Source organism: Vibrio sp. Isolate32 (assembly GCF_022397955.1).
Taxonomy (GTDB): domain Bacteria; phylum Pseudomonadota; class Gammaproteobacteria; order Enterobacterales; family Vibrionaceae; genus Vibrio.
In genome coordinates this window covers 1-25,475 of record NZ_JAKEUQ010000015.1, presented here as the reverse complement: position 1 = coordinate 25,475, position 25,475 = coordinate 1, and the positions used below count along the sequence as shown (strand labels likewise).

The 25,475-nt window shown below is 46.9% G+C and carries 24 protein-coding genes and 1 riboswitch; of the genes, 10 read left to right on the top strand and 14 right to left on the bottom strand.

Annotated features, from left to right (window positions below):
* Positions 1–15: 15 nt before the first annotated feature.
* Both L1D11_RS12665 and L1D11_RS12660 read left to right on the top strand, forming a co-directional pair.
* Entirely contained in the window at positions 16–504 is a 489-nt protein-coding gene (locus L1D11_RS12665; RefSeq protein ID WP_239831738.1) for a type II secretion system protein M, read from the top strand.
* 1 nt (position 505) lies between these two features.
* Positions 506–1,285: a type II secretion system protein N gene (locus tag L1D11_RS12660; RefSeq protein ID WP_239831737.1), complete on the top strand. Its 780-nt coding sequence runs from the start codon at positions 506–508 to the stop codon at positions 1,283–1,285.
* 123 nt (positions 1,286–1,408) lie between these two features.
* Here the strand turns inward: L1D11_RS12660 and cysQ are convergent, their stop codons facing one another.
* From cysQ to L1D11_RS22750, 4 genes are all read right to left on the bottom strand, one after another.
* Positions 1,409–2,236: a 3'(2'),5'-bisphosphate nucleotidase CysQ gene (cysQ, locus tag L1D11_RS12655; RefSeq protein WP_239831736.1), complete on the bottom strand. Its 828-nt coding sequence runs from the start codon at positions 2,234–2,236 to the stop codon at positions 1,409–1,411.
* 36 nt (positions 2,237–2,272) lie between these two features.
* Positions 2,273–2,824 (bottom strand): ADP compounds hydrolase NudE, encoded by a 552-nt coding sequence (nudE, locus tag L1D11_RS12650; RefSeq protein WP_239831735.1) that lies wholly within the window; start codon positions 2,822–2,824, stop codon positions 2,273–2,275.
* A 291-nt stretch (positions 2,825–3,115) separates the two neighbouring features.
* Positions 3,116–3,700 (bottom strand): Fe-S biogenesis protein NfuA, encoded by a 585-nt coding sequence (gene nfuA, locus L1D11_RS12645; protein ID WP_026084098.1) that lies wholly within the window; start codon positions 3,698–3,700, stop codon positions 3,116–3,118.
* A gap of 109 nt (positions 3,701–3,809) precedes the next feature.
* Positions 3,810–4,523, bottom strand: coding sequence for a ComF family protein (locus tag L1D11_RS22750; protein ID WP_345772735.1), 714 nt, complete (start codon positions 4,521–4,523; stop codon positions 3,810–3,812).
* 93 nt (positions 4,524–4,616) lie between these two features.
* Here L1D11_RS22750 and bioH point away from each other — a divergent pair, with 93 nt between their 5' ends.
* Both bioH and L1D11_RS12630 read left to right on the top strand, forming a co-directional pair.
* Positions 4,617–5,393, top strand: coding sequence for a pimeloyl-ACP methyl ester esterase BioH (bioH, locus tag L1D11_RS12635; RefSeq protein ID WP_239831733.1), 777 nt, complete (start codon positions 4,617–4,619; stop codon positions 5,391–5,393).
* Positions 5,394–5,567: 174 nt separating this feature from the next.
* Positions 5,568–6,041 (top strand): ATP-dependent Lon protease, encoded by a 474-nt coding sequence (locus L1D11_RS12630; RefSeq protein WP_239831732.1) that lies wholly within the window; start codon positions 5,568–5,570, stop codon positions 6,039–6,041.
* A 175-nt stretch (positions 6,042–6,216) separates the two neighbouring features.
* On the opposite strand, the gene L1D11_RS12625 is transcribed toward L1D11_RS12630, so the two are convergent.
* The 4 genes from L1D11_RS12625 to L1D11_RS12610 form a co-directional block, all read right to left on the bottom strand.
* Positions 6,217–8,547, bottom strand: a complete 2,331-nt coding sequence (locus L1D11_RS12625; RefSeq protein WP_239831731.1) for a Tex family protein — start codon at positions 8,545–8,547, stop codon at positions 6,217–6,219.
* 178 nt (positions 8,548–8,725) lie between these two features.
* Positions 8,726–10,021: an FAD-dependent oxidoreductase gene (locus L1D11_RS12620; protein WP_239831730.1), complete on the bottom strand. Its 1,296-nt coding sequence runs from the start codon at positions 10,019–10,021 to the stop codon at positions 8,726–8,728.
* 43 nt (positions 10,022–10,064) lie between these two features.
* Positions 10,065–11,546, bottom strand: a complete 1,482-nt coding sequence (nhaC, locus tag L1D11_RS12615; RefSeq protein WP_239831729.1) for a Na+/H+ antiporter NhaC — start codon at positions 11,544–11,546, stop codon at positions 10,065–10,067.
* A 127-nt stretch (positions 11,547–11,673) separates the two neighbouring features.
* On the bottom strand, positions 11,674–12,633 hold the full coding sequence (locus L1D11_RS12610; RefSeq protein ID WP_161672373.1) for an ornithine cyclodeaminase family protein: 960 nt from the start codon (positions 12,631–12,633) through the stop codon (positions 11,674–11,676).
* 168 nt (positions 12,634–12,801) lie between these two features.
* Here L1D11_RS12610 and L1D11_RS22745 point away from each other — a divergent pair, with 168 nt between their 5' ends.
* Complete coding sequence (locus tag L1D11_RS22745) at positions 12,802–13,584, top strand: AraC family transcriptional regulator (protein WP_239831728.1); 783 nt, start codon at positions 12,802–12,804, stop codon at positions 13,582–13,584.
* Positions 13,585–13,617: 33 nt separating this feature from the next.
* Here L1D11_RS22745 and greB read toward each other — a convergent pair whose 3' ends face one another.
* A complete protein-coding gene (gene greB, locus L1D11_RS12600; RefSeq protein ID WP_239831727.1) occupies positions 13,618–14,088 on the bottom strand; it encodes a transcription elongation factor GreB in 471 nt (156 codons plus the stop codon).
* A gap of 178 nt (positions 14,089–14,266) precedes the next feature.
* Here greB and ompR point away from each other — a divergent pair, with 178 nt between their 5' ends.
* Together ompR and envZ are read left to right on the top strand one after the other, a co-directional pair.
* Positions 14,267–14,986, top strand: a complete 720-nt coding sequence (gene ompR, locus L1D11_RS12595) for a two-component system response regulator OmpR (protein ID WP_239831726.1) — start codon at positions 14,267–14,269, stop codon at positions 14,984–14,986.
* Positions 14,987–15,154: 168 nt separating this feature from the next.
* The gene (gene envZ, locus L1D11_RS12590) at positions 15,155–16,456 is read left to right on the top strand and encodes a two-component system sensor histidine kinase EnvZ (RefSeq protein ID WP_239831725.1); all 1,302 of its coding nucleotides are present in this window, start codon (positions 15,155–15,157) and stop codon (positions 16,454–16,456) included.
* Positions 16,457–16,530: 74 nt separating this feature from the next.
* On the opposite strand, the gene recG is transcribed toward envZ, so the two are convergent.
* From recG to gmk, 4 genes are all read right to left on the bottom strand, one after another.
* Positions 16,531–18,609: an ATP-dependent DNA helicase RecG gene (gene recG, locus L1D11_RS12585; RefSeq protein WP_239831724.1), complete on the bottom strand. Its 2,079-nt coding sequence runs from the start codon at positions 18,607–18,609 to the stop codon at positions 16,531–16,533.
* Between the two features lie 245 nt (positions 18,610–18,854).
* Positions 18,855–20,981, bottom strand: coding sequence for a bifunctional GTP diphosphokinase/guanosine-3',5'-bis pyrophosphate 3'-pyrophosphohydrolase (gene spoT, locus L1D11_RS12580; protein ID WP_239831723.1), 2,127 nt, complete (start codon positions 20,979–20,981; stop codon positions 18,855–18,857).
* Between the two features lie 39 nt (positions 20,982–21,020).
* A complete protein-coding gene (gene rpoZ / locus L1D11_RS12575) occupies positions 21,021–21,293 on the bottom strand; it encodes a DNA-directed RNA polymerase subunit omega (RefSeq protein ID WP_009848003.1) in 273 nt (90 codons plus the stop codon).
* Positions 21,294–21,409: 116 nt separating this feature from the next.
* A complete protein-coding gene (gene gmk, locus L1D11_RS12570; protein WP_239831722.1) occupies positions 21,410–22,033 on the bottom strand; it encodes a guanylate kinase in 624 nt (207 codons plus the stop codon).
* Between the two features lie 324 nt (positions 22,034–22,357).
* Positions 22,358–22,457, top strand: a riboswitch (purine riboswitch).
* A gap of 58 nt (positions 22,458–22,515) precedes the next feature.
* Between gmk and L1D11_RS12565 the strand changes: the two genes are divergently transcribed.
* The 3 genes from L1D11_RS12565 (at position 22,516) to L1D11_RS12555 (ending at position 25,000) form a co-directional block, all read left to right on the top strand.
* The gene (locus tag L1D11_RS12565; RefSeq protein ID WP_239831721.1) at positions 22,516–23,886 is read left to right on the top strand and encodes an NCS2 family permease; all 1,371 of its coding nucleotides are present in this window, start codon (positions 22,516–22,518) and stop codon (positions 23,884–23,886) included.
* A 163-nt stretch (positions 23,887–24,049) separates the two neighbouring features.
* A complete protein-coding gene (locus L1D11_RS12560; RefSeq protein WP_239831720.1) occupies positions 24,050–24,475 on the top strand; it encodes a phosphate-starvation-inducible PsiE family protein in 426 nt (141 codons plus the stop codon).
* Positions 24,476–24,787: 312 nt separating this feature from the next.
* A complete protein-coding gene (locus L1D11_RS12555; protein ID WP_017071067.1) occupies positions 24,788–25,000 on the top strand; it encodes a cold-shock protein in 213 nt (70 codons plus the stop codon).
* A gap of 238 nt (positions 25,001–25,238) precedes the next feature.
* On the opposite strand, the gene L1D11_RS12550 is transcribed toward L1D11_RS12555, so the two are convergent.
* On the bottom strand, positions 25,239–25,475 hold a 237-nt coding region (locus tag L1D11_RS12550), incomplete at its 5' end, for a transposase (protein ID WP_239832794.1).

Genomic DNA, 25,475 nt, shown 5'->3' with positions numbered 1-25,475 from the left:
GTAAGGAGATCAGTGATGAGAAATATGATTGAGCCACTCCAAGCGTGGTGGACTTCAATAAGTCAAAGAGAGCAACGATTAGTGATCGGTTGTTCCATTCTATTGGTGGTAGGCATCGTGTACTGGGGGCTATTGCAGCCGCTTAGTCAGCGAGCTGAGATGGCACAAAGCCGTATTCAAAGTGAGAAGCAACTGCTGACTTGGGTAACTAATAAAGCCAACGAAGTGGTGGAGCTGCGAGGCAGTGGTGGGATTGTTGCTAGCCAGCCTTTAAACCAATCTGTGCCAGCTTCTATGCGTCGTTTCAAGATTGAATTAATTCGAGTTCAACCGCGTGGCGAGATGCTGCAAGTGTGGGTGAAACCTGTGCCTTTTAATCAGTTCGTAGATTGGCTAACACACCTGAAAGAGAAACAGGGTGTTGAGGTTGAGTTTATGGACATTGATCGCGCCGATAACCCAGGGGTGATTGAGGTCAACCGATTACAGTTTAAACGAGGTTAATGTGAAACGCGGTTTATCTTTGAAGTTAGGTTTACTCTTTGGTGGCATCTTTATTGTCTTTTTCTCGGTTAGTCTGTTGCTGCACTTACCTGCCTCATTTGTGCTCAAACATGCACCTGTTGTGCGCGGTTTGAATATTGAAGGTGTTGAAGGAACGGTTTGGCAAGGCAGCGCTAATAATATTTCTTGGCAGCATGTTAATTACGGTTCAGTACAGTGGGACTTCCAGTTCTCTAAACTCTTCCAAGCTAAAGCTGAATTAGCGGTTCGTTTTGGTCGCAATAGCGACATGAACTTGTCAGGAAAAGGGCGTGTTGGGTACAGCATGAGTGGCGCGTATGCGGAAAACTTAGTGGCATCAATGCCCGCTGCGAATGTGATGAAGTATGCGCCAGCGATTCCAGTCCCAGTTTCAATTGGTGGACAAGTTGAACTGACGATCAAGCATGCGGTGCATGCTCAACCTTGGTGTCAGTCTGGAGAAGGCACAGTGGCTTGGTCTGGTGCTGCAGTAGGCTCGCCAGTGGGTTCGTTGGATCTTGGCCCAGTGATTGCTGACATCACTTGTGAAGATAATACACTGGCAGCCAAGGGCTTTCAGAAGAGTGTTCAAGTGGATAGCGAGTTCTCTGCGAATGTTACACCCAATCACAGCTACACCTCGGCAGCATGGTTTAAACCGGGGGCAGAATTCCCGCCAGCTATGCAGAGTCAGCTGAAATGGCTCGGTAACCCGGATAGCCAAGGTAAATACCAGTTTAGCTATCAAGGGCGCTTCTAGTTAGGCTGCGACTCCAGAACTAGTATCCACGGGTTATGTAATATCGAGATATAAAAATGAGCACCTCATTGAGGTGCCCATTTTTATTTGAAGACTGTACCAGCTAGCTTAGGTCAACAGCCCCTAATCTTTGCTTTGTAAGATCTCGGCCCATGGTAAGTCTGCATCACCCAGTACAATGAAGTTCGGGTTCTCTAGCGTCTCTCTTTCATTGTATGAGAGTGGCTCTAGTTGTGTACTCAAGATACGACCTCCAGCTTCCTCAACAATGCACTGGGTTGCTGCGGTATCCCACTCTCCGGTTGGTCCTAGGCGCAGATAACAATCCACAGCACCTTCTGCTACTAAACACGCCTTAAGCGCTGCTGAGCCAAGAGGAACCAAATCATAATTCCATGCTGAGCTCATACGGCTAGTGATGCGGTTGATGTCTTGGCGACGGCTGATCGCCATTGCGATTGACTGGTTTGGCAACTCGTGACGATGTATTTTGATTTTCACGCTGTCATTAAGGTCTGGGATCTTCCAAGCGCCTTTGCCACTGTAAGCGTAATAGCTCACACCTGAAACGGGTGCATATACCACACCCATGACTGGCTTGTTATGTTCGATTAGGGCAATAATTGTCGCGAAGTCACCACTTCGTGCGATGAACTCCTGAGTACCATCCAGTGGGTCAACTAACCAGTAGCGATTCCACTGAGAACGTTGCTCTAGGCTGATGTCAGCGGCTTCTTCAGACAAAACTGGAATGTCAGGCGTGAGCTCGCTGAGTTTTTTCGAGATCAGCTTGTGTGCTGCTAAATCGGCACTGGTGACAGGCGTATCATCACTCTTGGTGAACTCTTCGTAATCTTTTTTCTCGTAGATCTCTAAGATGAGTTGGCCAGCAGAGCGAGCAATCTCAATGACAGAGGGTAGGAGGTGAGACAAATCTTTTGTTATTGGCATAAATGTTCTTTTACTCTTAGAGCGAGCCTGAATGTTCTAATTATTGTTTAATACACGAAGGCTTAATAGCAGGGCTGTAATACTACGAGCCTCACAGAAATCGAGATGTGTTAACAGTTCTTCGGCTTGAGCAAGTGGCCAGCGCACAATGTCCAGTGGTTCAGGTTCATCACCTTCTAGCTTCTCTGGGTAGAGGTCTTCTGCGATAAACAGCGTCATTTTGCTAGAAAAGTAAGAGGGAGCGAGAATCACTTCCTTGAGTGGAGTGAGTTTATTAGCACCAAAGCCAATCTCTTCTTTGAGTTCACGAACTGCGGCGTCACTTGGTTGTTCACCTGGATCAATCAGCCCTTTTGGAAAGCCGAGCTCGTAGCGTTCTGTGCCCGCTGCGTACTCCCGTACCAACAGAATATCGCCTTGCTCAGTAATCGGAACCATCATTACTGCGTTGCGGCCGCTAGGCTTCATGCGTTCGTAAGTGCGCTGTTCGCCGTTTGAAAAGCGTAAATCGAGAGACTCGATAGAGAACAGTTTTGATTGAGCGACAGTTTGTTGAGCCAAAATTTCTGGCTTGGTCCTTTTTGTCATTGCGCTCGCTCCTTAGCTCATTGGAATTCTTTCTTATAAAGTCATTCTAATATAGGGGAAATGGAGTTGAGTTCCTAGATCCTAGTTTTCATATCCTAAAATTATTGGAGCAGGAACCGATTGCGATCACTTGAATACCTTACTCAAGATGGTAACGAACCGAGAGTTCTGGTTATGTCGTTCAGGAATACAAGAGCATAGGGGGAGGGAGCGTATCTGCTTAGCCCTAAAATAAAAAAGTTGATGCTTGCGCATCAACCTTTTAAATAACGACTAACACTAAATGAGTGACTAGTAGTAAGAGTGCTCACCACGATCGTGCTCAGTTGCATCACGAACAGCAGTCAGTTCACCTTCGAATTGCTGAAGAAGTTCTTTTTCGATGCCTTCTTTTAGCGTCACATCAACCATAGAACAACCGTTACAGCCGCCACCGAATGCAACGATAGCAGCGCCATCTTCAGTGATTTCTACCAAGCTAACGTGACCACCGTGACCCGCAAGTTGTGGGTTCACTTGAGTTTGGATTGCGTATTCAACACGTTCTAGTAGTGGCGCATCGTCTGATACCTTGCGCATCTTAGCGTTTGGTGCTTTGAGCGTTAGTTGAGATCCCATTTTGTCAGTAACGAAGTCAATTTCAGCTTCATCTAAGAACGGTAGGCTTAGCTCATCTACGTATGCAGAGAATGCTTCGAATTTAAGCTCTGTGTCAGACGCTTCAATAGCATCTGTTGGGCAGTAAGAAACACCACACTCAGCGTTTTGTGTACCTGGGTTTACCACGAACACACGAATGTTTGTACCTTCAGGCTGCTGTGACAGCAGATTGGCAAAATGAGTTTGAGCTGTTTCTGTAATAGTAATATTTGACACGACGAATACCTGAGTAAATTTGTAGGCTATTAGCGCCATTCTACTCCTGTCAGATTTGTAATTCAGCCCTTTTTTGTTGGATTGCTGTACAAGTAGCGATCCACAGCTTTTATCCATAGGGCTCAGGAGTTCGGCAGATGCAGTAAATATCGATCCTTTTCACCCCTACTTCAAGTAATAATAGGCATAATTGATACACAGTACTGCCTGTGGTTACAACATCATCAATAATCGCGACGTGAGAGGGGACCGCTCCTTGAAAGTTATGTTTTCTCAACGCAAAAGCGTTCTTTAGATTGTGTAATCTTGCGGATTTATTAAGCCCTTGTTGAGATGCAGTTGAGTGAACTCGACGAAACAGCACCTCATTTTTTACGCCAAGCTCTTGAGCCGCGTAATTGGCTAGTAGTTGACTTTGATTAAAACCTCGATGGGCGTATCGGCGCCAATGCAGCGGTACGCTGGTGATCAGCGGAGCTGGATGTTTGATACGAGATGCCAATAGCTTTGACAGATCGCGTGCAAACCAAAACTTATCAGCGTACTTCATTTGTTGAATATAACCTGCCGTAGGGAAGGTGTAGTCGCCGACACAGTAGAGGTGGTGCCAAGGTGGTGGTTTTGATAAGCACTCACCACATTGATCGACAGTGGTCAGTGTTTTTAAGCCACATCTTTGACAGCGTGGTAAAGGCTCAAAGAGCTTGAGACAAGAATTGCACCATCGAGGGTGTGCGTCTTCGGAGAGTTTATCGAGTTTGCACAGGTGGCATTGAGGTGTGACCAGACGTGGTGTGTGTTTTTGTAGCCAATCGGATAACATAGCTCGCGATGCTTTTGGGTTATGGTGTTCCTTTTGCTCACCATACTGAAAAGCACGGATTATCGCTGATGGAAAAAGTAGGGAATATTGAGAATGAGTGAGGCGTTATATTGGCATGTTTCTGGGCAAGGGCCTGATTTAGTACTGGTTCACGGCTGGGGAATGAACGGTGCGGTGTGGCAACAAACCGTTAATGCTTTAGAGGCTGATTTCCGAGTGCATGTTGTCGATTTACCAGGATATGGACATAGCGCGCACTGCCACGCTCAAGATCTTGAAGCGATTGCTCAGCAACTGCTGACCGAAGCACCTAAGCAAGCGATTTGGGTGGGGTGGTCACTTGGAGGCTTAGTCGCCACACACATGGCGCTCCATCACCCAGATTACGTGAGCAAACTGGTGACTGTCGCCAGTTCTCCTAAATTTGCTGCTGCCAAAGAGCCAGTGTTATGGCGAGGTATTCAGCCAAACGTATTAAGCGCATTTACCGAGCAACTGGTTGAAGATTTCCAAACCACCATCGAACGGTTTATGGCACTACAAGCCATGGGCAGCCCGTCTGCAAGGCAAGACGTAAAGCAGCTTAAGCAAGCGGTGTTGTCTCGCCCATTACCGAACCCGGTCTCATTATTGGCAGGGTTAAAGATGCTGTCGGATGTCGACCTGCGCGAACAATTACCGCAGATCTCTGTGCCTATGCTGCGTTTATACGGTCGATTAGATGGGCTTGTGCCAATCAAGGTTGCAAAAGACTTGGGCAATGCACTGCCTCATACCGAGCAGTACATCTTTACTCAATCCTCGCATGCACCGTTTATGACGGAAGCGGATGCCTTCTGCAGTGAGCTAGTCAGTTTCGCACAAAAATAATTGCTAAATTTATCACCATCTTGGTCGATATATAATCTAACCAATGCACTGCATGATACTCAGACATCTCTCTCACCTGAGCAGAGTGCAGTAATTTGGGCCATACCTGTTGTGCTAACTCAGTACAAGAGTGTTATGGCAGCAGCAATGGGCGATTCTTGAGGAGAGTTCGCGATGATTGTGTCACCTGCAACTGCAGTAAGTGTGCCACTTATCGCCCCGTCCGTTAATGTGCAAACAGAGCAAGTTGCGCGTGATAATAGAGTTCGAGAGCCTGTTGCTCCCGCAGTAGCGTTGGCGAAAACCAATGCAGAGCGAAAGGTAAAGTCGGACGATAAGCGAAGGCAGCAATCGGCTTGGGATCCTTCAGACCATCCAGGTTATGAAATGGAGAACGAGTCAGAAGCCAATTCGATTAGCCAAGAAGAGCCACAAGATCCTTTTGATAGGCTGTTCAGCTTGTTGGCACTGAAAACTTACAGTGCTGACCAAGGAAAGGGCTATACCATGCGTTTTCGCCTGCCAAAGCATGTTTTAGATGCGGCGATTCAGGAGGGACAGATGGAGAAACGACGTAAGGTCATAAAATATCATTATGGTCATGCTGTTGCGCCTCATGCTCCATCAGAAATGCTAATTGTTTTGTAAAACGATCGTGTTGTGATTAGAACACGCAAAATACAGTTAAGCTTCGATGTCTTTTTTGAACACATAATAAAAAACCTGCATACCCTTAGGGGTGCAGGTTTTCTGTTTTAGCTCGTCAGTTTTGTTGAAGATGAAAACTGACTCGTTAGTCGCCGATTATTCGCTTTAGCGCACCTTATTTCTTCGCTTTCGCAAAGGCAGCAGCGAAAGCACCGCCCATCGCAGCGTTTTGTTGCGGTTCCTCGCGACGGCGTTGTCCACCTTGTGAATTGTGATTCGGGCGATTTTGCGTGCGAGGCGCACTTGAGCGTTGCGCGCGGTTATCTTGTCCAGGTTCATCTTTCATACGCATGCTGAGTGCAATGCGCTTACGCTGAACATCCACTTCCATCACTTTCACTTTCACGATGTCACCCGCTTTAACCACTTCACGTGGATCAGAGACAAAGCGATCGGTCAGCGCTGAAATGTGTACTAAACCATCTTGGTGAACGCCAATATCGACGAAAGCACCGAAGTTAGCCACGTTTGACACCACACCTTCTAGAATCATGCCTGGCTCAAGGTCTGAAACGCTGTTTACGCCATCAGCGAAGGTTGCTGTCTTAAACTCAGGGCGAGGGTCTCGACCGGGCTTATCCAGCTCTTTGATGATGTCAGTCACCGTCGGCACACCAAAGTTTTCATTGGTGTAATCAATCGCATGCAAGCCACGTAGGAAGTCTGTGTTACCTACCAGAGACTTGATGTCTTTGTGGTTTTTCTCAGCGATGTTCTTCACCACTGGGTAAGCTTCTGGATGCACCGATGATGCATCTAGCGGATTCTTGCCGTCCATGATACGCAGGAAGCCAGCACACTGTTCAAAGGCTTTTGGCCCCAAGCGAGCGACTTTCTTAAGCGTAGTACGTGCTTCGAAGCGACCATTTTCATCACGGTAGTCGACGATGTTCTGAGCGATAGCACTAGAAAGGCCAGCGACACGAGTCAGTAATGCAGCAGAAGCCGTGTTCACATCAACACCCACGGCGTTAACACAGTCTTCGACAATCGCATCCAGGCGCTTAGCAAGCATGGTTTGGCTCACATCGTGTTGGTATTGGCCCACACCGATCGATTTAGGGTCAATCTTCACAAGCTCCGCCAGAGGATCTTGCAGACGACGCGCGATAGACACCGCACCGCGCAGCGATACGTCCATATTCGGGAACTCTTTCGCTGCCAATTCAGACGCGGAGTACACCGATGCACCGGCTTCGCTCACAATGATCTTTTGTGCTTTTAGGTTGCCACGTTTAATCACATCAGCCACAAAGCTGTCGGTTTCGCGTGAAGCGGTGCCGTTACCAATCGCAATTAGGTCAACGTTAAACTGACGAACCATCTGCTCAACAACGTGAGCTGATTTGTCGTATTGCTTTTGTGGTGGGTGAGGATAAATAGTTTCTGTCGCGAGGACCTTACCTGTTGAATCGACAACCGCGATTTTCGAACCGGTACGTAAGCCCGGATCTAGACCTAACGTCGCGCGAGGGCCAGCAGGCGCAGCCATTAACAGGTCTTTAAGGTTGGTCGCGAATACTTCAATCGCTTCGACCTCTGCACGCTCTTTCATCGCGCCCATCAATTCGGTTTCCATGTGCATAGACACCTTGATGCGCCATGCCCAGCTGATCACTTGCTTACGCCAAGCATCCGCAGGTGCACTGCTTAGGGTAATGCCGTAGTGATCAGAGATAATGTTTTCGCAGTATGAACCACGAACACCTTCTTCTTGCTCTGGGTCTGCATTCATTGCCAGCGTTAGGAAGCCTTCATTGCGGCCACGTAACATGGCAAGCGCACGGTGAGATGGCACTTTGCTGAGCTTTTCGTTGTGTTCGAAGTAGTCTTTGAACTTCTCGCCTTCTTGCTCTTTGCCTGCCACAACGCGCGCCACTAGCTCCGAGTTGCGTGTGAGGTGTTGGCGAATTTTCTCAAGCAGGTTAGCGTCTTCAGCAATGCGCTCCATGATGATCGCACGTGCGCCATCGAGTGCCGCTTTGGTATCGGCAATACCTTTATCGCTGCTGATGAAGTTAGCCGCTTCGGTTTCCGGATCGTGCTGTGGTTCATTCCATAACGTATCGGCGAGTGGCTCTAAGCCTGCTTCAATCGCGATCTGACCTTTAGTGCGACGCTTTGGTTTGTACGGTAGATACAGATCTTCTAGGCGCGTCTTGCTGTCGGCTTGAGTGATATCACGCTCTAACTCTGGCGTGAGTTTACCTTGGTCTTGAATCGACTTAAGAATCGTTTGGCGACGATCATCAAGTTCACGAAGGTAAGAAAGGCGACTATCAAGGTTACGTAGTTGGGTATCGTCTAAGCCTCCCGTCACTTCTTTACGGTAACGGGCAATAAAGGGAACGGTGTTACCGTCGTCAATTAGGTTTACTGCGGCGGTGACTTGCTCAGAACGAACATTCAGTTCTTCAGCGATCAGTCGACAGATAGCTTGGCTCATCCGATGAATCTCTAGTTTGATGTTGATGGCCCTATTCTACGGAGTAAAGTAGCGCAAGCAAGCGGTGATATGTCAATGATGTGTAAGCATGAAGCGATATGTGAAGCGGAAAAAATCCGCCTCTCTCGGCCTGTTAAAGATTGGGTTTCAATGGGTGGCTAGCGGCAATCGGTAAGGCTTAAAACCTATCCACCCTATAAGGAGCAACATCAAACTCAGGCTCTGTTTTACGCAACAAGCTGATCACCAACTCCGCGCTAATAGCGGCTTGAGTCAATCCTAAGTGCTGATGGCCAAAAGCAAACAATAATTGTGGATGATGTGGGTGTCGATCTATCACCGGCAGTGAATCGGCAATCGTGGGCCTGTGTCCCATCCATTCACTCACTGGCAACGCCGAATTGTTCAATAACGGCAGCAGTTGCCTGCTGTGATGACGTAGCACATGAAACCTGTGAGTAAACGCTGGTAAACGCAAGCCTCCTATTTCTGTTATCCCCACGACCCTTAAACCAGACGCCAATGGGCTCATAACAAATTTACGCTCTGCTGAGCCAATCGGATGTTTGAGTGGCTTAGATTTCAAATCCGTTGTATCCAAGTCCGTTGTATCTATCGTCAAGTGATACCCACGCTCAGCTTCGAGTGGAACGGAAATGCCCACTTGTTGAAGTAATGGTTTCCCCCACGCTCCCGTACAAAGTATCGCATGCTCAAACACATGCAAATCTGTGGTGACCACTCTCACGGAATTACCTTGTGGGTGAATTTTGTCTACTTCAGCTTGTTCAAAGTATCCCCCGCGGGCCTGAAAAACCGCAAATAAATGTTTTGATAGGAGGTAAGGGTCTTTAACTCGGCAAGCATTGGGAAAAAACAGAGCATGACTGACCGTCTCAGCCAGCCCCGGTTCTTTTTCCCTCAGTTGTGCTCCTTGCAATAAGACACTTTCTACTTCCCACTGTGCAAGGTAAGCAGCATGCGCTTTTGCCTCTTCTAATTTGCTTGCTGATTCCCATACCAATAAATAGCCTGACGGTACGAGATGTTCTTGGGCTCCAATATCGGCTAAGCAGCGTTGCCAAGCGGGAACGGCTGCTTGATTGAGTTGATAGAGCGCTTTTCGGCTTGCCTCAACTTTTGAAGAAGAGGCTGACCGAACAAAGCGTGCTAACCAAGGGATCGCCTTGGGTAGATACTGCCACGGTAGTGCCAGCGGACCTTTTGGGTCTATCCACATTTTTGGCGCAGAAGACAATGTCTTTTTCGTTGCCAAAGGATCCATCAATTCTGTGGCTAAGTAACCCGCATTGCCAAACGAAGCCCCTTTACCCGGCAGTCCCTTATCAAACAGTGTAACGTGATAGCCATGGCGCTGCGCTTCTAGGGCTGTACAAAGGCCAACGACTCCAGCACCAATTACTGCAACAGTGGACTGAACTTCATTCGGTGTGTGTATAGCGGATTGTGTCATGTTTTACCTACTGGCTTAGCGAAAGAATCGTGTGTTATATGGATCAGTGGGGGCTGCCACTGGTGGCTGAAACCACCTCATTATTGGTAGCTTCGTTTTTCTCGGTGCGCTTTGAGAACCACCCTGTTTGAGCGTAAATAATGCCGATAGTGGGTGACAACCAACAAGCAAATGCCAATGGTGCGTATAGCAAGGCACTGTAATCACCGGGAGTGACAACCAGCCCTAATGTTCCCATCACAAATGCGCCACCCGCATTCCAAGGGATCAAGGGCGAGACTAATGTGCCTCCTTCTTCAATCGCTCTGGATAGATTTAGTCTGCTATAACCGAGTTTGTCGTATTGCGGTCCAAACATACGGCCAGGTAACGCGATAGAGAGGTACACATCACCCGATACGGCGTTGGTCGCTACCGAAGTGAGGATGGCATTGGTTTGTAACCCTCTGAAACCTCGAGTGGACTTCATTATTGCATTGACGACAGACTCCAAACATCCGGTACGCTCCAGCGCGCCACCAAATGCCAACGCAAACATCATTAAGGTAATCACCCAGGTCATGGATGTGACGCCACCACGATTCAGCAAATTATCCAGCGCTGCAGATCCTGTCTCTATTTTGTATCCACTGTGGGCAAATGTCAGAATGTCATTCAGGTTGTAATCATAATTATGCACCGCCACACCGGCACCGAAAACAAAGCCTGTAAACAGGGCTGGGATCGGCGCTATTTTGTAAAAAGCGAGCACCATCACCACCAAAAGTGGCAGCAAAGGAAGAAAACCAAGAGAGAAATGACTCTCCAAACCCGATTGAATAGCGGTGATTTCTTGTAGCTGCTGAGCGCCTGATGTCGTATCGCTCATCACCACACCACCAAGAATGGAGTACAGCGTTAAAGCGATTAGCATGGCTGGAATGGTGGTCGGCATCATGTTGCGAATATGAGCGAACACATTAGTTTCAGTCACAGCGGCGGCAAGGTTGGTCGTATCAGATAATGGTGAGATTTTATCGCCAAAAAAAGCACCAGATACAACGGCTCCCGCCGTCCAGTAGGCTGGGATACCAAAAGCAAAACCAATACCGACTAAGGCAAGGCCCACCGTACCGACAGTGGTCCAACTCGAACCAATAGAAAGGGAAACGACAGAGCACAATAACATTGTGGCAGCCAGAAACCATTCGGGTTCGATTAACACTAAACCGTAATAGATCAGCGTCGGTACCGTACCACTGGCAATCCAAGTGCTGACTAGCATACCCACAACAATAAGGGTTGCTATTGAAGGCATCGCCACGTGTAAAACACGAAATGCACCGGACTCTATGTCCTGCCACCGAAGCCCTTGATACCAACCAACCAGCGCGGTAATAGCGAAGCCAATGGCCAGCGCAATATGGGGGGTGAAGTCGTCATAATAAAAAATTTGTGTCGCTAACAGCGCAATGGTGAGAATAATCGGTACGATCGCCAAGCCTAATGGTGGTGGCGTCGTATAATCTGAATTCTTTTTAGTCATAGGTATTTTTCCAAATAAAGTCACGAGAACCACACCAAGCAAGGTGCGCCGCGTATGGAAATCCTGCTAGTGGATAAACAGGCGACAGCAAAATAAAAGGCCAAGTACACGTCGGCCTTATTACCATTTAAATGCTCTGTACTGACTGGTAAGCCAGAATCGCGCCAGCCAGATCTTCACGAGAATCACCGACCGATTTGAAAAGAGTGATTGCGGCTTCAGGATCGTCAAGGCCTGCACGCCCCGCATGTTGACCACTGCACAAGGTTGAGAAATCGGCTAAGATACTCTCTTCGGTAATCGCGCCATCACGGATAGGCATGATCAACTCGCCCGTCTCAACCAGTGCAGCTGCTTTCACATCCACAAAAACATTGGCTCGTTTTAGCGCTTCATTGTTGGTTTCACGCATCGTAGGGGTAAAGCTTCCTACTAAGTCTAAATGCGCACCGGGTTTAAGCCACTCACCTTTAATGATTGGGGCCGTTGAAAGCGTTGCACAACTAATCAGATCAGCGTCTCTTGCTATCGCTTCCAGTTGATCATTTGGGCAGGCAACAGCGTCCACTCCTTCATCGCGTAATTCTGTTGCTAATTGCTCAGCAGCGGACTGATTAATATCCCACACATGAACGGTCTTAATTGGGCGTACACTCATATGGGCTGGGACTAAACGTCGTGCCACTCTTCCAGCTCCAACCATCAGCATTTTGCTCGCCGTTTCACGTGATAGATAATGAGAAGCTAATGCTGAAGCGGCCGCGGTTCTGCGTGCCGTTAGTTCGTTCCCATCAATCTGAGCTAACATTTTTCCAGTTTTACCACAGCTAAGTAGATAATGGCTGCTGAGCCCTGGTTGATTACGAGCAGAGTTGCCCGGAAATACATTGACCTGTTTCACTCCCAAATACTCACCTTCAATCCATGCCGGCATTAATAGCAAAGTCGCGCTAGGATCTTGTGGTACATTCATGGTGTGGTGATGACGAATCGGTGCCGTTACATCGCGAGTGAAAATATCCTTTAGCGCGTCGACTAAAGGTAGCCACGGTAGTGCGTTGTGAACCTGTTGTTGGTTAAGTTGCATGTCATTCTTCCTTCCCTGTTAATATATTGTTATGTTATCTGTTAAAAGAGATGAACATTTGCCTGAGACTCTGTGGTATTTAACTCAGACTCCGAAAGTGAAAGATTTTGGGGGAGGAAGCACTACAGTGGGAAAGCTAAGCACGCAGATAAACGTAGGAAAGACACGGTGAATCAAACTCAGATCAGACGAAATGTTATTGCTAGACGCCAGGGTCAGCACCTACACAGCTATGCTCAAGTACTGCTAGGTTGGCGAGGTACCATGGCGTGTGAGTTTGAACGTGAAAGTGGGCAAGTAGGTCACGGTACGGTGGCGGTCATCCCCAATAATGCACCGCATTTTTATAATGGCCTAAGTGAAGACAGTGAGTTATTGGTCATTGACTTAGCACCTGCCGACCCTTACATCCAAGCTCTAGAGCAAGCGTGTAATTTGTCATTACAGGAATCGATATTTCAACAGCCTTACTTTTTAGATTTAGGGGCCGAAAGCCAGATATTATTGGACTTTGCCGCTCAGAAAGTTCGGCAAGATACGATGTCACCACAGATAAACTGCCAGTTAGTGTCGTTGTTTTTAACGCAATTAGGCCAAATGTCGGCATCATCTACCACGCCTTCACCTCACCGCCGTTTAGAAACGAGTTACTTAAATGCTTACATCGACCAACACATCGCGACTGGGTTAACGAATGCTCAGCTTGCTCATGCAATGCATTTGAGTGAGAGCCACTTTTACTGTTTATGCCAAAAACAGTTTGGGGTGACCCCGCAAAAATATGTCATGCAGCGACGCATGCAAAAAGCACAGCTTTTACTTCGCAACAGCAACATGCCAATGACTGAACTCGCGGCCGAGGTTGGCTTTTCTCAGCTATCGAGTTTTTCTCGTGCCTACAAACGCAGCTTTCAACATTCGCCTAGCGACACACGCCGAAAGCCACGCTAATAACAAATCGATAGGTCACGCTTATTCGGTTTATTAATAGTGAATCGAGTTAATGAACCACTCTTTGTCGCCTTCCGGTGTTTTTACCGTAAATTCATCATCCACTTCTTTCTTAAGTAGAGCTCTAGCCATTGGCGAGTCGATTGAGATATAACCTTTTGCATCGCCGTAGATCTCTTCTGGACCGACAATTCGAAACTTCTTAATTTCTCCGTCATCATTCTCAATTTCGACCCAAGCCCCGAAAAATACCTTACCTTCTTGTTGTGGCGAGTAATCAACGATCGTGACATCAGGTAGGAACTTTCTTAAGAAACGTACTCGGCGATCGATCTGACGAAGTAGACGCTTATTGAAGGTGTAATCTGCGTTTTCTGAGCGATCTCCAAGGCTTGCAGCCCAAGTGACTATCTTAGTAATTTCAGGGCGTTTCTCGTGCCACAAGTGGTCATGTTCGGCTTTGAGTTTGTCATAACCTTCTCGGGTGATAAGTTTGGTTTTCATGAATCTTACTTAATGAAATGATGATCTAAGATAGAATATATAGAAAGGCAACATACGTTAACAATTATTTAGGCGACTTTTTCTCCAATAATGTTACCTTTTTAATGTCTTATACCAATATACAATTTACCAAGAATGCTTAACTTTAGGTTTAAGCTTTAATAGGTGGAACCATTACATGCAAGAAAACTACAAAATTTTAGTGGTCGATGACGATGCTCGTTTACGTGCTTTGTTAGAGCGCTATCTGTCAGAGCAAGGCTTTCAAGTGCGTAGCGTGGCAAACAGTGAGCAGATGGACCGCCTGTTAACCCGTGAAAACTTTCACTTAATGGTATTGGATCTAATGTTGCCGGGCGAAGATGGTCTATCGATCTGTCGTCGTCTAAGAAATGCAAACAGCTCGCTGCCTATTCTAATGCTGACCGCAAAGGGTGATGAGGTCGACCGTATTGTTGGTTTGGAAGTCGGTGCTGATGACTACCTACCAAAACCATTCAATCCACGTGAACTGCTTGCTCGTATCAAAGCAGTATTACGTCGCCAAGTAATTGAAGCGCCAGGCGCACCAAGTACAGAGGAATCTGTGGTTGAGTTTGGTGAGTTTCGCTTGAACCTAGGTACACGTGAAATGTTCCGTGGCGAAGAGCCAATGCCTTTGACCTCGGGTGAGTTCGCTGTATTGAAGTCACTGGTAACTAACGCGCGTGAGCCTATGTCTCGCGATAAGCTGATGAACATGGCTCGTGGCCGTGAGTACTCAGCAATGGAACGTTCTATCGATGTTCAGATTTCACGTCTGCGTCGTCTAGTGGAAGAAGATCCAAGCAAACCTCGCTACATCCAAACGGTGTGGGGCTTAGGTTATGTCTTCGTTCCTGATGGTAAGGCTGTGTAAGTCAGTTTAATAAGCTCTACAGCAGCTTTATTGATTCTGTGATTCAGAATTCTCTATTTACGGGCCATCTCATTGATATATGATGGCCCGTTTTGTATTCAGCACAAGGGATTAGAGTTATAGTTTCTATTATGTCTCTGTTTCCCTAACCTCCATTTTAGGTCTTCTATGCGCATACGTAGCTCCTTTACTCAGTCGATAGTGCTGTTTTTAACCCTGTTGGTTGCTAGCCAAATCTTTTCTTATTACGCCGTGTTCAACTACGCATTAATGCCGAGTTTACAGCAGTTTAATAAGATCTTGGCTCATGAGTTAAACCTTGTGTTGGACCAAGGTACTGACATGGATATCGAAATTGATGCGCCACTGCGTCAGCGTGTACTTGATCAGTTAGGGGTAACCGTTCATGCGAAAAATAGCGAAGCAGCGGCTGAGTATTACCATGCGGTTGCGATTGACCTGATGAGTGAGGAGATGACCAAAGAGCTGGGCTCTGAAACCGAAGTACGGTTGATTCTAGGTAAAGAGAGCTATGTGTTGTGGATGGACATTGCGCAGCTGCCTAATTCCTTGATTCGTATTCCTCTGTCTGAACTGCAAGAAGAAGACTTTGCGCCTCTATTTCGTAATAGCTTGATCATGGCGTTGTTGATTGTCGCAGGTGGTTGGTTGTTTATCCGATTGCAAAACCGTCCGTTGATAGCACTTGAGAAAGCCGCGCAAGGTGTTGGACGAGGTGATATTCCACCGCCATTGCCAGTACAAGGTGCGCAAGAGATTCGCTCAGTAACACGAGCCTTCAACCAGATGTCGAAAGGAATCCAAGAGCTCGAAGAAGACCGTGCTTTGTTGATGGCGGGTATCAGTCATGATTTGCGTACACCGCTAACGCGTATTCGCTTAGCAACCGAGATGATGTCGCCAGAAGACAGCTACTTAGCGGAAGGCATCATCAGTGATACCGAAGAGTGTAACGAGATCATCAGTCAGTTCATGGATTACCTAAAGCCTGTTGACCGAGACTCATTCCAAGCGGTGTTTGTCGATGATATTGCGCGAGAAGTCTCTAGTTCTGAAGGTGGCTATGAGGTCCAGATTGAAACCGATATTCCAGAAACCATGAAACCTGCGTTGGGCAATCCGATCGCGATGAAACGTGCGGTGAGTAACTTGGTGGTCAATGCCCTACGTTATGGCAACGGTTGGGTGAAAGTATCGACAGGCATGACCGCCGATAACAAGCTTGCATGGGTAACTGTTGAAGATAATGGTCCGGGTATTCCGCAAGACCAGATCGGTAAGCTATTTGAACCCTTCACGCGCGGAGATACGGCTCGTGGTAGTGAAGGTACGGGCTTGGGCTTGGCAATTGTGAAACGTATTGTTAGCCAGCATCAAGGTGCTGTAGTGGTCAATAACCGCAGTGAAGGTGGCTTAAAAGCGCAGATCAGTTTCCCTGTGAAGCCTTAGGCTTGGGTTATACGCACTAAAAAGGCTTCCTTGTGGAGGCCTTTCTACGTTTTAGGCTGGAATATAATGGCTAACTAAGCCTTAGAGTAAACATCTCGCTCCCCCAGCCAGCGGTTGATGATCGCCTTAGCGTTATCTGGGTAGCTATCATGAATATGGCGTGCGATACGCTGCACTTCAGGAATTAAACGTTGGTCTCGCACTAAGTCGGCAATCTTGAAGTCAGCCAAACCTGTCTGCTTAGTGCCAAGCAGTTCACCTGGGCCGCGGATCTCTAAGTCTCGCTGAGCAATCACAAAGCCATCGTTACTTTCACGTAGAACTCCTAAGCGCTTCTGAGCAGTTTTAGAAAGTGGCGAGTGATACAGCAAAACACAGTGACTTGCGACTGAACCACGGCCGACACGGCCTCTTAGTTGGTGCAGTTGTGCTAGGCCAAGACGCTCAGGGTTTTCGATGATCATTAAGCTTGAATTCGGTACATCCACACCCACTTCAATCACGGTTGTTGCAACCAATAAATGCAGCCTGTTTTCTTTGAACTCCTGCATTACCGCTTGTTTCTCTGCTGGCTTCATTCGGCCGTGCACCAAACCAATTTTCACGTCTGGCAGTTTTCGTTGCAGTTCTTCTGCAGTATCAGCAGCAGCTTGAGCTTCCAATACTTCTGATTCATCAATTAGCGTACACACCCAATAGGCTTGCTTACCCTCGTTAAGACACGCATTACGCACTCGCTCAACAATGTCATCACGCTTGCTATCTGGAATCGCCACGGTTTGAATGGGCGTTCGCCCCGGTGGCAGTTCGTCGATAATCGAGGTTTCGAGATCGGCATAGGCCGTCATTGCGAGAGTTCGTGGAATTGGGGTTGCGGTCATCACCAACTGGTGAGGGTAATAGCCTTGTTTAGCGCCTTTCTCACGCAGCTCTAATCGCTGATGGACACCGAATCGGTGTTGCTCATCAATGATCACTAAGCCAAGGTTTTTGAACTCGACGTGTTCTTGGAATAGGGCATGAGTACCGACCACCATCTGCGCTTCACCACTGGCAATGCGTGCCAGTTCGGTTTCACGAGCTTTGCCTTTGAGTTTACCTGCCAGCCAACCGACTTGAATGCCCATTGCTTCAAACCAGTTGGCAAAGTTGATTGCGTGCTGCTCGGCTAACAGTTCAGTAGGTGCCATCAGGGCTACTTGCTGACCATGTTCCAGCGCGCGAACTGCTGCCAAAGCTGCGACTAAGGTTTTACCTGAGCCAACATCCCCTTGCACTAAACGCATCATAGGGTGCGGCTTTTCCAAGTCGGCTTCGATCTCTTTGGTCACTCGGGCTTGAGCATTAGTTGGCGAGAATGGAAGCTGAGCCAGTAGTTTGTCTTTGAGGGTATTCACTGGAGGAAGCGGCATCGCTTTATCTTGCTGTCCTTTACTACGGACCGACAGCATCGACAGGTTTTGAGCCAGTAATTCTTCCATAATTAGGCGTAGTTGAGCGGGGTGTTTCCCTTCATCAAACACTTCTAGGTCGATACCTGGAGGTGGTCTGTGAATAGTATGCAGTGCTTGTGTTAGAGTAATTTGGTGGTCGTATAGGCCAGACGGTAGCAGCTCATTGACGGCTGCTTTGTCGATAAGATCGAGCGCTTGGTCAGTGAGGTTGCGCAGTGTGACTTGTCTTAGCCCTTCAGTGGTTGGGTACACCGGGGTCAGGTTAGCTTCAACATCTGGCTGCTGCCTTGGGGCAAAGAACTTGTAGTCAGGGTGGACGATCTCCAGCCCCATATTACCGCGTTTGATTTCACCGTAGGCGTGTACTTGTTTGCCCTCGGCAAAGTGATTCTTCATTCCGGCGGTGAAGTTGAAAAAGCGTAGGGTAATGGTGCCGTTACCATCGCTTATCTTTACTGCGAGCATCTTACGTTTACCGAAAATGGTATCGACGTGCATCACCTTGCCTTGCACCGCAGCCCAAAGCCCGGCGTGCAGCTTTACGATCGGATAGATGCGAGTTCTATCTTCATAGCGTAGAGGGAGGTGAAATAGCAGGTCTTGTACGTTGGTAAGCCCAACCTTTTCCAGTTTCTCTGTGACTTTAGCGCCGACTCCAGATAAAGAGTTGAGAGGGATAGCAGACAAAAGCTGTGACATAACAAGGCTCATAAACGTAAGAGAGATAATCTATTCAAGCATTTTACTGGATTTTTGTACAGGATAAAGCTTCGAAGCAGATACGGGATGCGGGTAAACGAGATGCGAAGAGATTAAGAGCAGGTGAGAGATGCGAGTGAGCGGGATACGAAAAGATTAAAAACAGATGTGGAGCCAAGATGGTGAGTCACGAAGTCTTTTGCTCTTCGCATCTCGCCGTCTCGAATCCCTCATCTTTACTTTGATTAGTTCTTACGGCGTCTTACTTTGAGTGCGTGCGGCATCACACGTAGCTTCTTCATAATGCTTGCAAGGTGAACACGATCTTTGGTAGTCAGCAAGATTGTCACTGTGTACAAGCGTCCATCACGTTCCTCTGTTGAAATACCGTGAATGTTCGAACCTGTTTTCGAGATAACGTTAGTTAACTCAGCCAGTGCACCTTGGTGGTTCTGCAGATCAACCTGTAGTTCAGCTGTGAACTCTTGGTCGTAATCGTCAGACCATTCCACTGCCATGTATTTATCTGGTTCTTTTTGGTAGCCACGAACGTTTGGACACGTTTCACGGTGAACCACAAGACCACGACCTGGAGATACATGGGCAATGATGTGATCGTCTGGAATCGGGTGGCAACAGTTGGCGAACGTCAGTAGTAGACCTTCAGCACCACGGATTGGAAGTTTCTTTCTAGGCGCATCGCTGTTGTTTTTCACTTCCGTCAGTTCGTCAGCATCACCCTGTAGGCGACGAGCAATAACGATGCTCATCAGCTCACCAAGGCCAATGGATGCTAGCAAGTCTTCAATGCTGTCGAGACGAAGATCAGACAATACATGTTCAACGTTCTCTTGGCCGATATCAACGATAGAGTGTTCGCCAAGCGCATGGTTCAGTAGACGACGACCTAAGGTAATCGACTCTTCACGGCGCATGGTTTTCAGAACCTGACGGATCTTAGTACGCGCACGTGATGTCACCACGTAGTTGAGCCATGCTGCATTCGGACGTGCGCCCGGAGCACTGATGATCTCAATAGTTTGACCGTTCTTCAGCGATTTGCTGAGTGGGTAAGGGTTCATGTCTACACGAGCCCCGACACACATGTTGCCGACATCGGTATGCACCGCGTAAGCAAAATCGACCGCTGTTGCGCCAGCAGGAAGTTCGACAATGCGACCCTTCGGCGTGAACACGAAGATCTCATCTGGGAACAGATCAGACTTAACGTTTTCAATGAATTCGAATGAGTTACCCGCGCTTTGTTGTAGCTCAAGTAAGCTCTGCATCCAACGTTGTGCTTTAACCTGTGCGGTTGTGCCATTACTGCTGCGTGAGCCATTGCCTTTGTAAGACCAGTGCGCTGCGACACCTTTGTCTGCCATTTGATCCATATCTTCAGTACGGATCTGAACTTCAACTGGCACCCCGTGAGGGCCTATCATTGATGTATGCAGAGATTGGTAGCCGTTGGCCTTTGGTACCGCGATGTAATCTTTCATGCGGCCAGGACGAGGCTTATACAGGCTGTGTGCCTGACCAAGTACGCGATAACAAGTATCTGGGGTATCAACCACCACGCGAAAAGCGTAGATGTCCATAATGGTGTGGAAGCGCTGCTCTTTAGTTTTCATCTTGTTATAGATGGAGAACAGGTTCTTTTCACGACCAAGTACGCGAGCAGGTAAGCCAACTTCTTCAAGGCGGCCTTCAATTTCGCTATGGATACGTTGAATCATCTCCTTACGGTTACCACGCGCAGCTTTCACTACGTTTTTCAGTACGCGATAACGGTTAGGGTAGAGGGCTTCGAAGCCTAGCTCTTCTAGTTCGGTCTTGATGTTATGAATACCAAGACGGTGAGCCAGTGGAGAATAGATTTCTAGGGTTTCACGAGCAATACGGCGCTTTTTGTCAGGACGAAGTGCCCCAAGTGTACGCATGTTGTGAGTACGGTCAGCTAATTTGATTAAGATAACGCGGATGTCTTGCACCATGGCGAGAACCATCTTACGGAAGTTCTCTGCTTGCGCTTCTTTTCGATCACGAAATTTAAGCTTATCCAGCTTAGATACACCATCTACTAATTCAGCAACGGTATTGCCAAATTTTTCCTCTAGAGCTTCTTTAGTGACATCACAGTCTTCAATCACATCATGAAGTAGAGCAGCTTGTAGGGTTTCGATATCCAGACGCATTTCTGCTAGGATTCTTGAAACAGCAACAGGGTGGATTATGTATGGTTCACCCGTTGAACGGGTTTGCCCTTCATGGGCGTCTCTCGCTACCACATAAGATTGACGCAGAGCCTCAATTTGAGACTCTGTTAGGTATTCTTGGGCAACGTCTTTGAGGCTATCGAATAGATACAAATTAAAGGCCCGGAAGGTTAATTAGTTCGAATAACGTTCTTAACGAGTGTGAGCGATGCTGCTTACTGCTGCAAGTTCAGCCGCTTCTTGCTCTTGTTGCTCTTGACGCTCGCGAGCATCTAGTACGTCTTTAGTGATAAGACCTTCTTCGATTTCGCGAAGAGCGATAACCGTTGGTTTATCGTTCTCTTCAGGCACTAGTGAATCTTTACCGCCAGTTTGCATTTGACGTGCGCGGCGAGCCGCAATAAGAACTAGGTCGAAACGGTTGCCAACTTTTTCAACAGCGTCTTGAACAGTTACGCGTGCCATGAGGACTCCAAATAGTAATTAACTAATAAATTTTTGATGACGAGAAAGTATACAAGTTTAACTAGAGACTTTCTAGATCACCGTATACTTATCTCAATGGAAAATCCAGTTATAGATTATTCCGCTAGTAAAGCAGTAAGCATGCCGCTGTATTTTGCTGCTTGCTTATCTTCTTTTAAACGCTCCGCACGAATGATCGCTCTGAAGTCCATTAGGGCTGCATCAAAGTCATCATTCACGATCACATAATCGTATTCTGCATAGTGAGAAATCTCTGATTTTGCTTCGCTCATGCGTTTCGCAATAACTTCGTCGCTATCTTGACCGCGAACATTCAAACGACGCTCTAGCTCACCATTTGATGGTGGAAGAATGAAAACACTCTTCGCTTGAGGCATTTTTTCACGGATCTGACGAGCACCTTGCCAGTCGATATCTAGGAATACATCGATACCGCGGTTTAGGTTTTCTTCAATCCAAACGCGTGAAGTACCGTAGTAGTTGCCGAATACTTCTGCGTACTCTAGGAACTCACCTTTACCAATAAGGTCTTCGAAGTGGTGTTTTTCTACAAAGTGGTAGTGAACACCATTCTCTTCACCAGGGCGCATACCGCGAGTGGTGTGTGAAACAGATACCTTCATTGCGTAGGTTGGATTGGTTTCTAGCATTGCTGAGATCAAGCTCGACTTACCTGCGCCACTAGGTGCAGATACGATGTAAAGAGTACCTTTGCCCATCTGTATATTTCCACTGTTGGTTGGATTGAGTGAAGGCGATAAACCGACACTATAAAAGATAGCACTGACTCTAATTGTTGTTCCGCTGGTTACGTCTATAAAGAGATAGCGAGTAAAACTGATAGTAGTAACTGGTGAAAATTAGGTCAGAAAAATGGAGGCGAAGAGTAGCATATTTAGATGATTGAGAACAACTGGCTTGATCGTTATTTATTAGCGAATGATCCTCTCAAAGATCGTCCTAGAAATGTAATCACTCATCAACTGCACTTTTTTATGTGATCTCGACAAAATTTGTTGAAGTTTTAATCTCAACCCTTACAATCCGCGCAAACGATTAAATGCTGTATATGTTTGATGAAATGGATCAAATGTTTCTACTACCGAGCCTACCTTGGTGACTACAGTTTTTAGTGTAGAGACCTCTCTATTCTCACAGCATTTGAATCACCAAATTCTTAATTTATTGCAAAGGTTTTGTTGTGAGTACCGATTCCACCCTGAAGGCCCAGAACACCTCTGGTTCGCTTGATTCAATGTTTAAAATCACGGAAAGAAAGACCACGATCGGCACTGAGCTGTATGCAGGTTTCATTACTTTCTTAGCAATGAGCTACATTCTGGCGGTTAACCCAGCTATTTTGGGTGATATTCCGGGCATGGACAAAGGTGCCGTGTTTACTGCAACGGCTCTGTCTGCGGCTATTGCAACCCTAATCATGGGCATTTGGGGCAACTACCCTGTGATGCTTGCACCGGGCATGAGCATGAATGGCTTTTTCAAAGGCCTGCTATTGAGTGGTTCAGTCGCGGTACTTTGGAATGAAGCGCTATTCGGCATCTTCTTGTCAGGTATCCTGTATCTTGCGTTCTCGCTAACCAATATTCGTAAATCGATGATTGAGTCGATTCCTGAAGATTTGAAGTTGGCGATTACCGTATCGCTCGGGTTGTTCATCGCTTTCTTAGGTCTTAAAAATGCTGGCATCATCGTTTCTAACCCATTTGTACTGGTTGGCTTAGGTGACATTTCCGATCCAAAAGTGATCATCGCTTATGTGAGCATCTTTATTGCATTAGGTTGTATGGTTCGTGATATCAAGCTAGCGACGTTTATTTCGTTCGTTTCAGCTATCGTGTTGACCATTCTTGCTGACGTCTTCATGGGTACATCAAATGCGCCAATCCCAGAGCAACTAGTGGCGATGCCGCCGAGTATGGCTGGTAGCTTCGGTGCGATCTTCGACTTCTCTGCGTTCACTCCTGAGAAAATGTTCGACCTATTGTTCATCGTGCTTATCTTCTTGATTGTCGACTTCTTCGATGGCTTGAGCACGATTGTGGGTGTTGGCCGCGATGCAGGTATCATCGACAAAGACGGTAAAGTGCCGAACGCAAAATCGGCGCTAGTGGCTGATGCGGGCGGTACTGTGATTGGTTCGATTCTTGGTACCACATCGATTACTGCTTTCTCTGAGTCGGGTATTGCCTCTTCTCAAGGGGCAAAAACAGGTTTAGCTGCGGTCATGGTGGCTGGCTTATTCCTCATCTCACTTTTCCTATACCCAATCTTCTCTATCTTCTCAGCGGCAATGGTTGCACCGGCTATGGTCGTGGTTGGCATCTACATGGTCGGTCGTCTTGGTCAGATTAACTGGGACAAGAAAGAGTCACGCATCGCAGCCTTCTTCACCATTATGTTCACGGTACTAAGCTTCTCACCTGCAAATGGCATGGCGATGGGCTTTATCAGCTACGCATTCACTATGGTTGTCGCGGGTAAGGGTAAAGAAGTTCACCCGTTAATCTATGGCCTGTGTGTGGTGTTCCTGACTTACTTGATTCTGCTTTAAGGCTAATTAGCCACTACACTAAAAGTCGCTAAGTAAAAGGCAAACTGATGGCTCCGCATTGAATGTGGGGCCATTTTTGTATCTGTCGTCTCTCTAGAGTACGCGACTTATATTGAAGCATGCTATTGTAGAGGCTGGATTAATTATTTTTTGAAGAGTGACTATGCCTTCTCACTTACCTAAATCTTTTAGTAAGCCTTTCTTAAAGGTTTTCCATATTCTTGAAGCGGTGCTGCTGGTGGCGATCACGCTCGCGACACTGTTTGCGATGCTTGAGGAGTTCATGCATGTCTTCACTGAGCGTCGAGTACAATTGACAGATATTCTGCTGATGTTTATCTATCTCGAAGTGTTGGCTATGGTTCAGCAGTTTGTGATGAACGGTAAGATCCCGGTGCGATACCCAATCTATATCGCGATGATGGCGATTGCTCGTTACATCACTTTGGGCATGAAAGAACTCGATGCGGTATTGATCGTTTGGTTATCTTTAGCGGCACTTATCTTAGCTGCTGCGACACTGTTGATCCGTGTTGGACATCATTATTGGCCGTATGTAGACCTTAGAACCAAGCAGCCAGAGGAGTAACACTTTGAAGGTTAAAGTTTTATAAATGAAGCCCAACGATATCGTTGGGCTTTTAATCTAAGCCGGTTGAACAAAAAAACATCAAATTATCCAAATAACGCTTTACAAGCAGGCTCAGATCACCAAGAATGGCGTCGCTCTGTTTTCAGGGTTATTAAATGAAACATCCAGTTGTAAAGTAAAACCCTTAGTATTGCTTCATTGTTATTCTCAGTGTTTCCCTTAGCTTCATAGATACATTAAATAATTCAAGCTTTCAGCGCATCGCACTTTTTGGCGATTAATTTTTTATTTTTATATAAGGGACACATCATGTCTAACAAAGTAAACGGCGTAGTAAAATGGTTTAACGAAGAGAAAGGCTTCGGTTTCCTAACTCAAGACAACGGCGGCGCTGACGTATTCGTACACTTCCGTGCAATCGCTTCTGAAGGTTTCAAGACTCTTAAAGAAGGCCAACAAGTGTCTTTCGAAGTAGAGCAAGGCCAAAAAGGTCTTCAAGCTGCAAACGTTGTAGCTCTATAAGATTTTAAGTCGGCGCAGGTTGCATTAGCAACTTGCGTCACTTTCTCTCTCAAATCTGTTCCCCCCCTCAGTTTTACCGTAATACTCTTCTCCACTTGCAATACCTCCTCAAATATTCTTAAATTCTTTTGTACATCTGTTCCGTTCTATCTATAGCTGTATTCTAAGTATATCTTCTGCGTAACTAGCAGCTTACTGACTAGCCCTGATTGTCATTACTGTATCCATAAAAAAAGGTTCATCGCGGCTTTCCGGGGAAAGCCGCTTTTATCTTCAAGAAGAAGTAGTCTGTATCTCGATACCCATATCCCATTCGCTTGATTAGTTTTATCTTGTTGTTTATCCCTTCCAATGTGCATGTGTTAAGCGGATAACTTGCCGATGCGATAATGCCGTGAAGATAAGGACTCAGTTTTCGTGCGAACTCTTGCAATGGCTTAATTCCACTCTCCTGTACTTGTGCCCACCACACCTC

What these genes read in the sequence shown, in the direction of transcription:
- L1D11_RS12665 (WP_239831738.1), top strand. Translation starts at nt 16, where the DNA reads ATGAGAAATATGATTGAGCCACTCCAAGCGTGGTGGACTTCAATAAGT.
- cysQ (WP_239831736.1), bottom strand. Translation starts at nt 2,236, where the DNA reads ATGCCAATAACAAAAGATTTGTCTCACCTCCTACCCTCTGTCATTGAG.
- nudE (WP_239831735.1), bottom strand. Translation starts at nt 2,824, where the DNA reads ATGACAAAAAGGACCAAGCCAGAAATTTTGGCTCAACAAACTGTCGCT.
- L1D11_RS22750 (WP_345772735.1), bottom strand. Translation starts at nt 4,523, where the DNA reads ATGTTATCCGATTGGCTACAAAAACACACACCACGTCTGGTCACACCT.
- bioH (WP_239831733.1), top strand. Translation starts at nt 4,617, where the DNA reads ATGAGTGAGGCGTTATATTGGCATGTTTCTGGGCAAGGGCCTGATTTA.
- L1D11_RS12630 (WP_239831732.1), top strand. Translation starts at nt 5,568, where the DNA reads ATGATTGTGTCACCTGCAACTGCAGTAAGTGTGCCACTTATCGCCCCG.
- L1D11_RS12625 (WP_239831731.1), bottom strand. Translation starts at nt 8,547, where the DNA reads ATGAGCCAAGCTATCTGTCGACTGATCGCTGAAGAACTGAATGTTCGT.
- L1D11_RS12620 (WP_239831730.1), bottom strand. Translation starts at nt 10,021, where the DNA reads ATGACACAATCCGCTATACACACACCGAATGAAGTTCAGTCCACTGTT.
- nhaC (WP_239831729.1), bottom strand. Translation starts at nt 11,546, where the DNA reads ATGACTAAAAAGAATTCAGATTATACGACGCCACCACCATTAGGCTTG.
- L1D11_RS12610 (WP_161672373.1), bottom strand. Translation starts at nt 12,633, where the DNA reads ATGCAACTTAACCAACAACAGGTTCACAACGCACTACCGTGGCTACCT.
- greB (WP_239831727.1), bottom strand. Translation starts at nt 14,088, where the DNA reads ATGAAAACCAAACTTATCACCCGAGAAGGTTATGACAAACTCAAAGCC.
- ompR (WP_239831726.1), top strand. Translation starts at nt 14,267, where the DNA reads ATGCAAGAAAACTACAAAATTTTAGTGGTCGATGACGATGCTCGTTTA.
- envZ (WP_239831725.1), top strand. Translation starts at nt 15,155, where the DNA reads ATGCGCATACGTAGCTCCTTTACTCAGTCGATAGTGCTGTTTTTAACC.
- recG (WP_239831724.1), bottom strand. Translation starts at nt 18,609, where the DNA reads ATGTCACAGCTTTTGTCTGCTATCCCTCTCAACTCTTTATCTGGAGTC.
- rpoZ (WP_009848003.1), bottom strand. Translation starts at nt 21,293, where the DNA reads ATGGCACGCGTAACTGTTCAAGACGCTGTTGAAAAAGTTGGCAACCGT.
- gmk (WP_239831722.1), bottom strand. Translation starts at nt 22,033, where the DNA reads ATGGGCAAAGGTACTCTTTACATCGTATCTGCACCTAGTGGCGCAGGT.
- L1D11_RS12560 (WP_239831720.1), top strand. Translation starts at nt 24,050, where the DNA reads ATGCCTTCTCACTTACCTAAATCTTTTAGTAAGCCTTTCTTAAAGGTT.
- L1D11_RS12555 (WP_017071067.1), top strand. Translation starts at nt 24,788, where the DNA reads ATGTCTAACAAAGTAAACGGCGTAGTAAAATGGTTTAACGAAGAGAAA.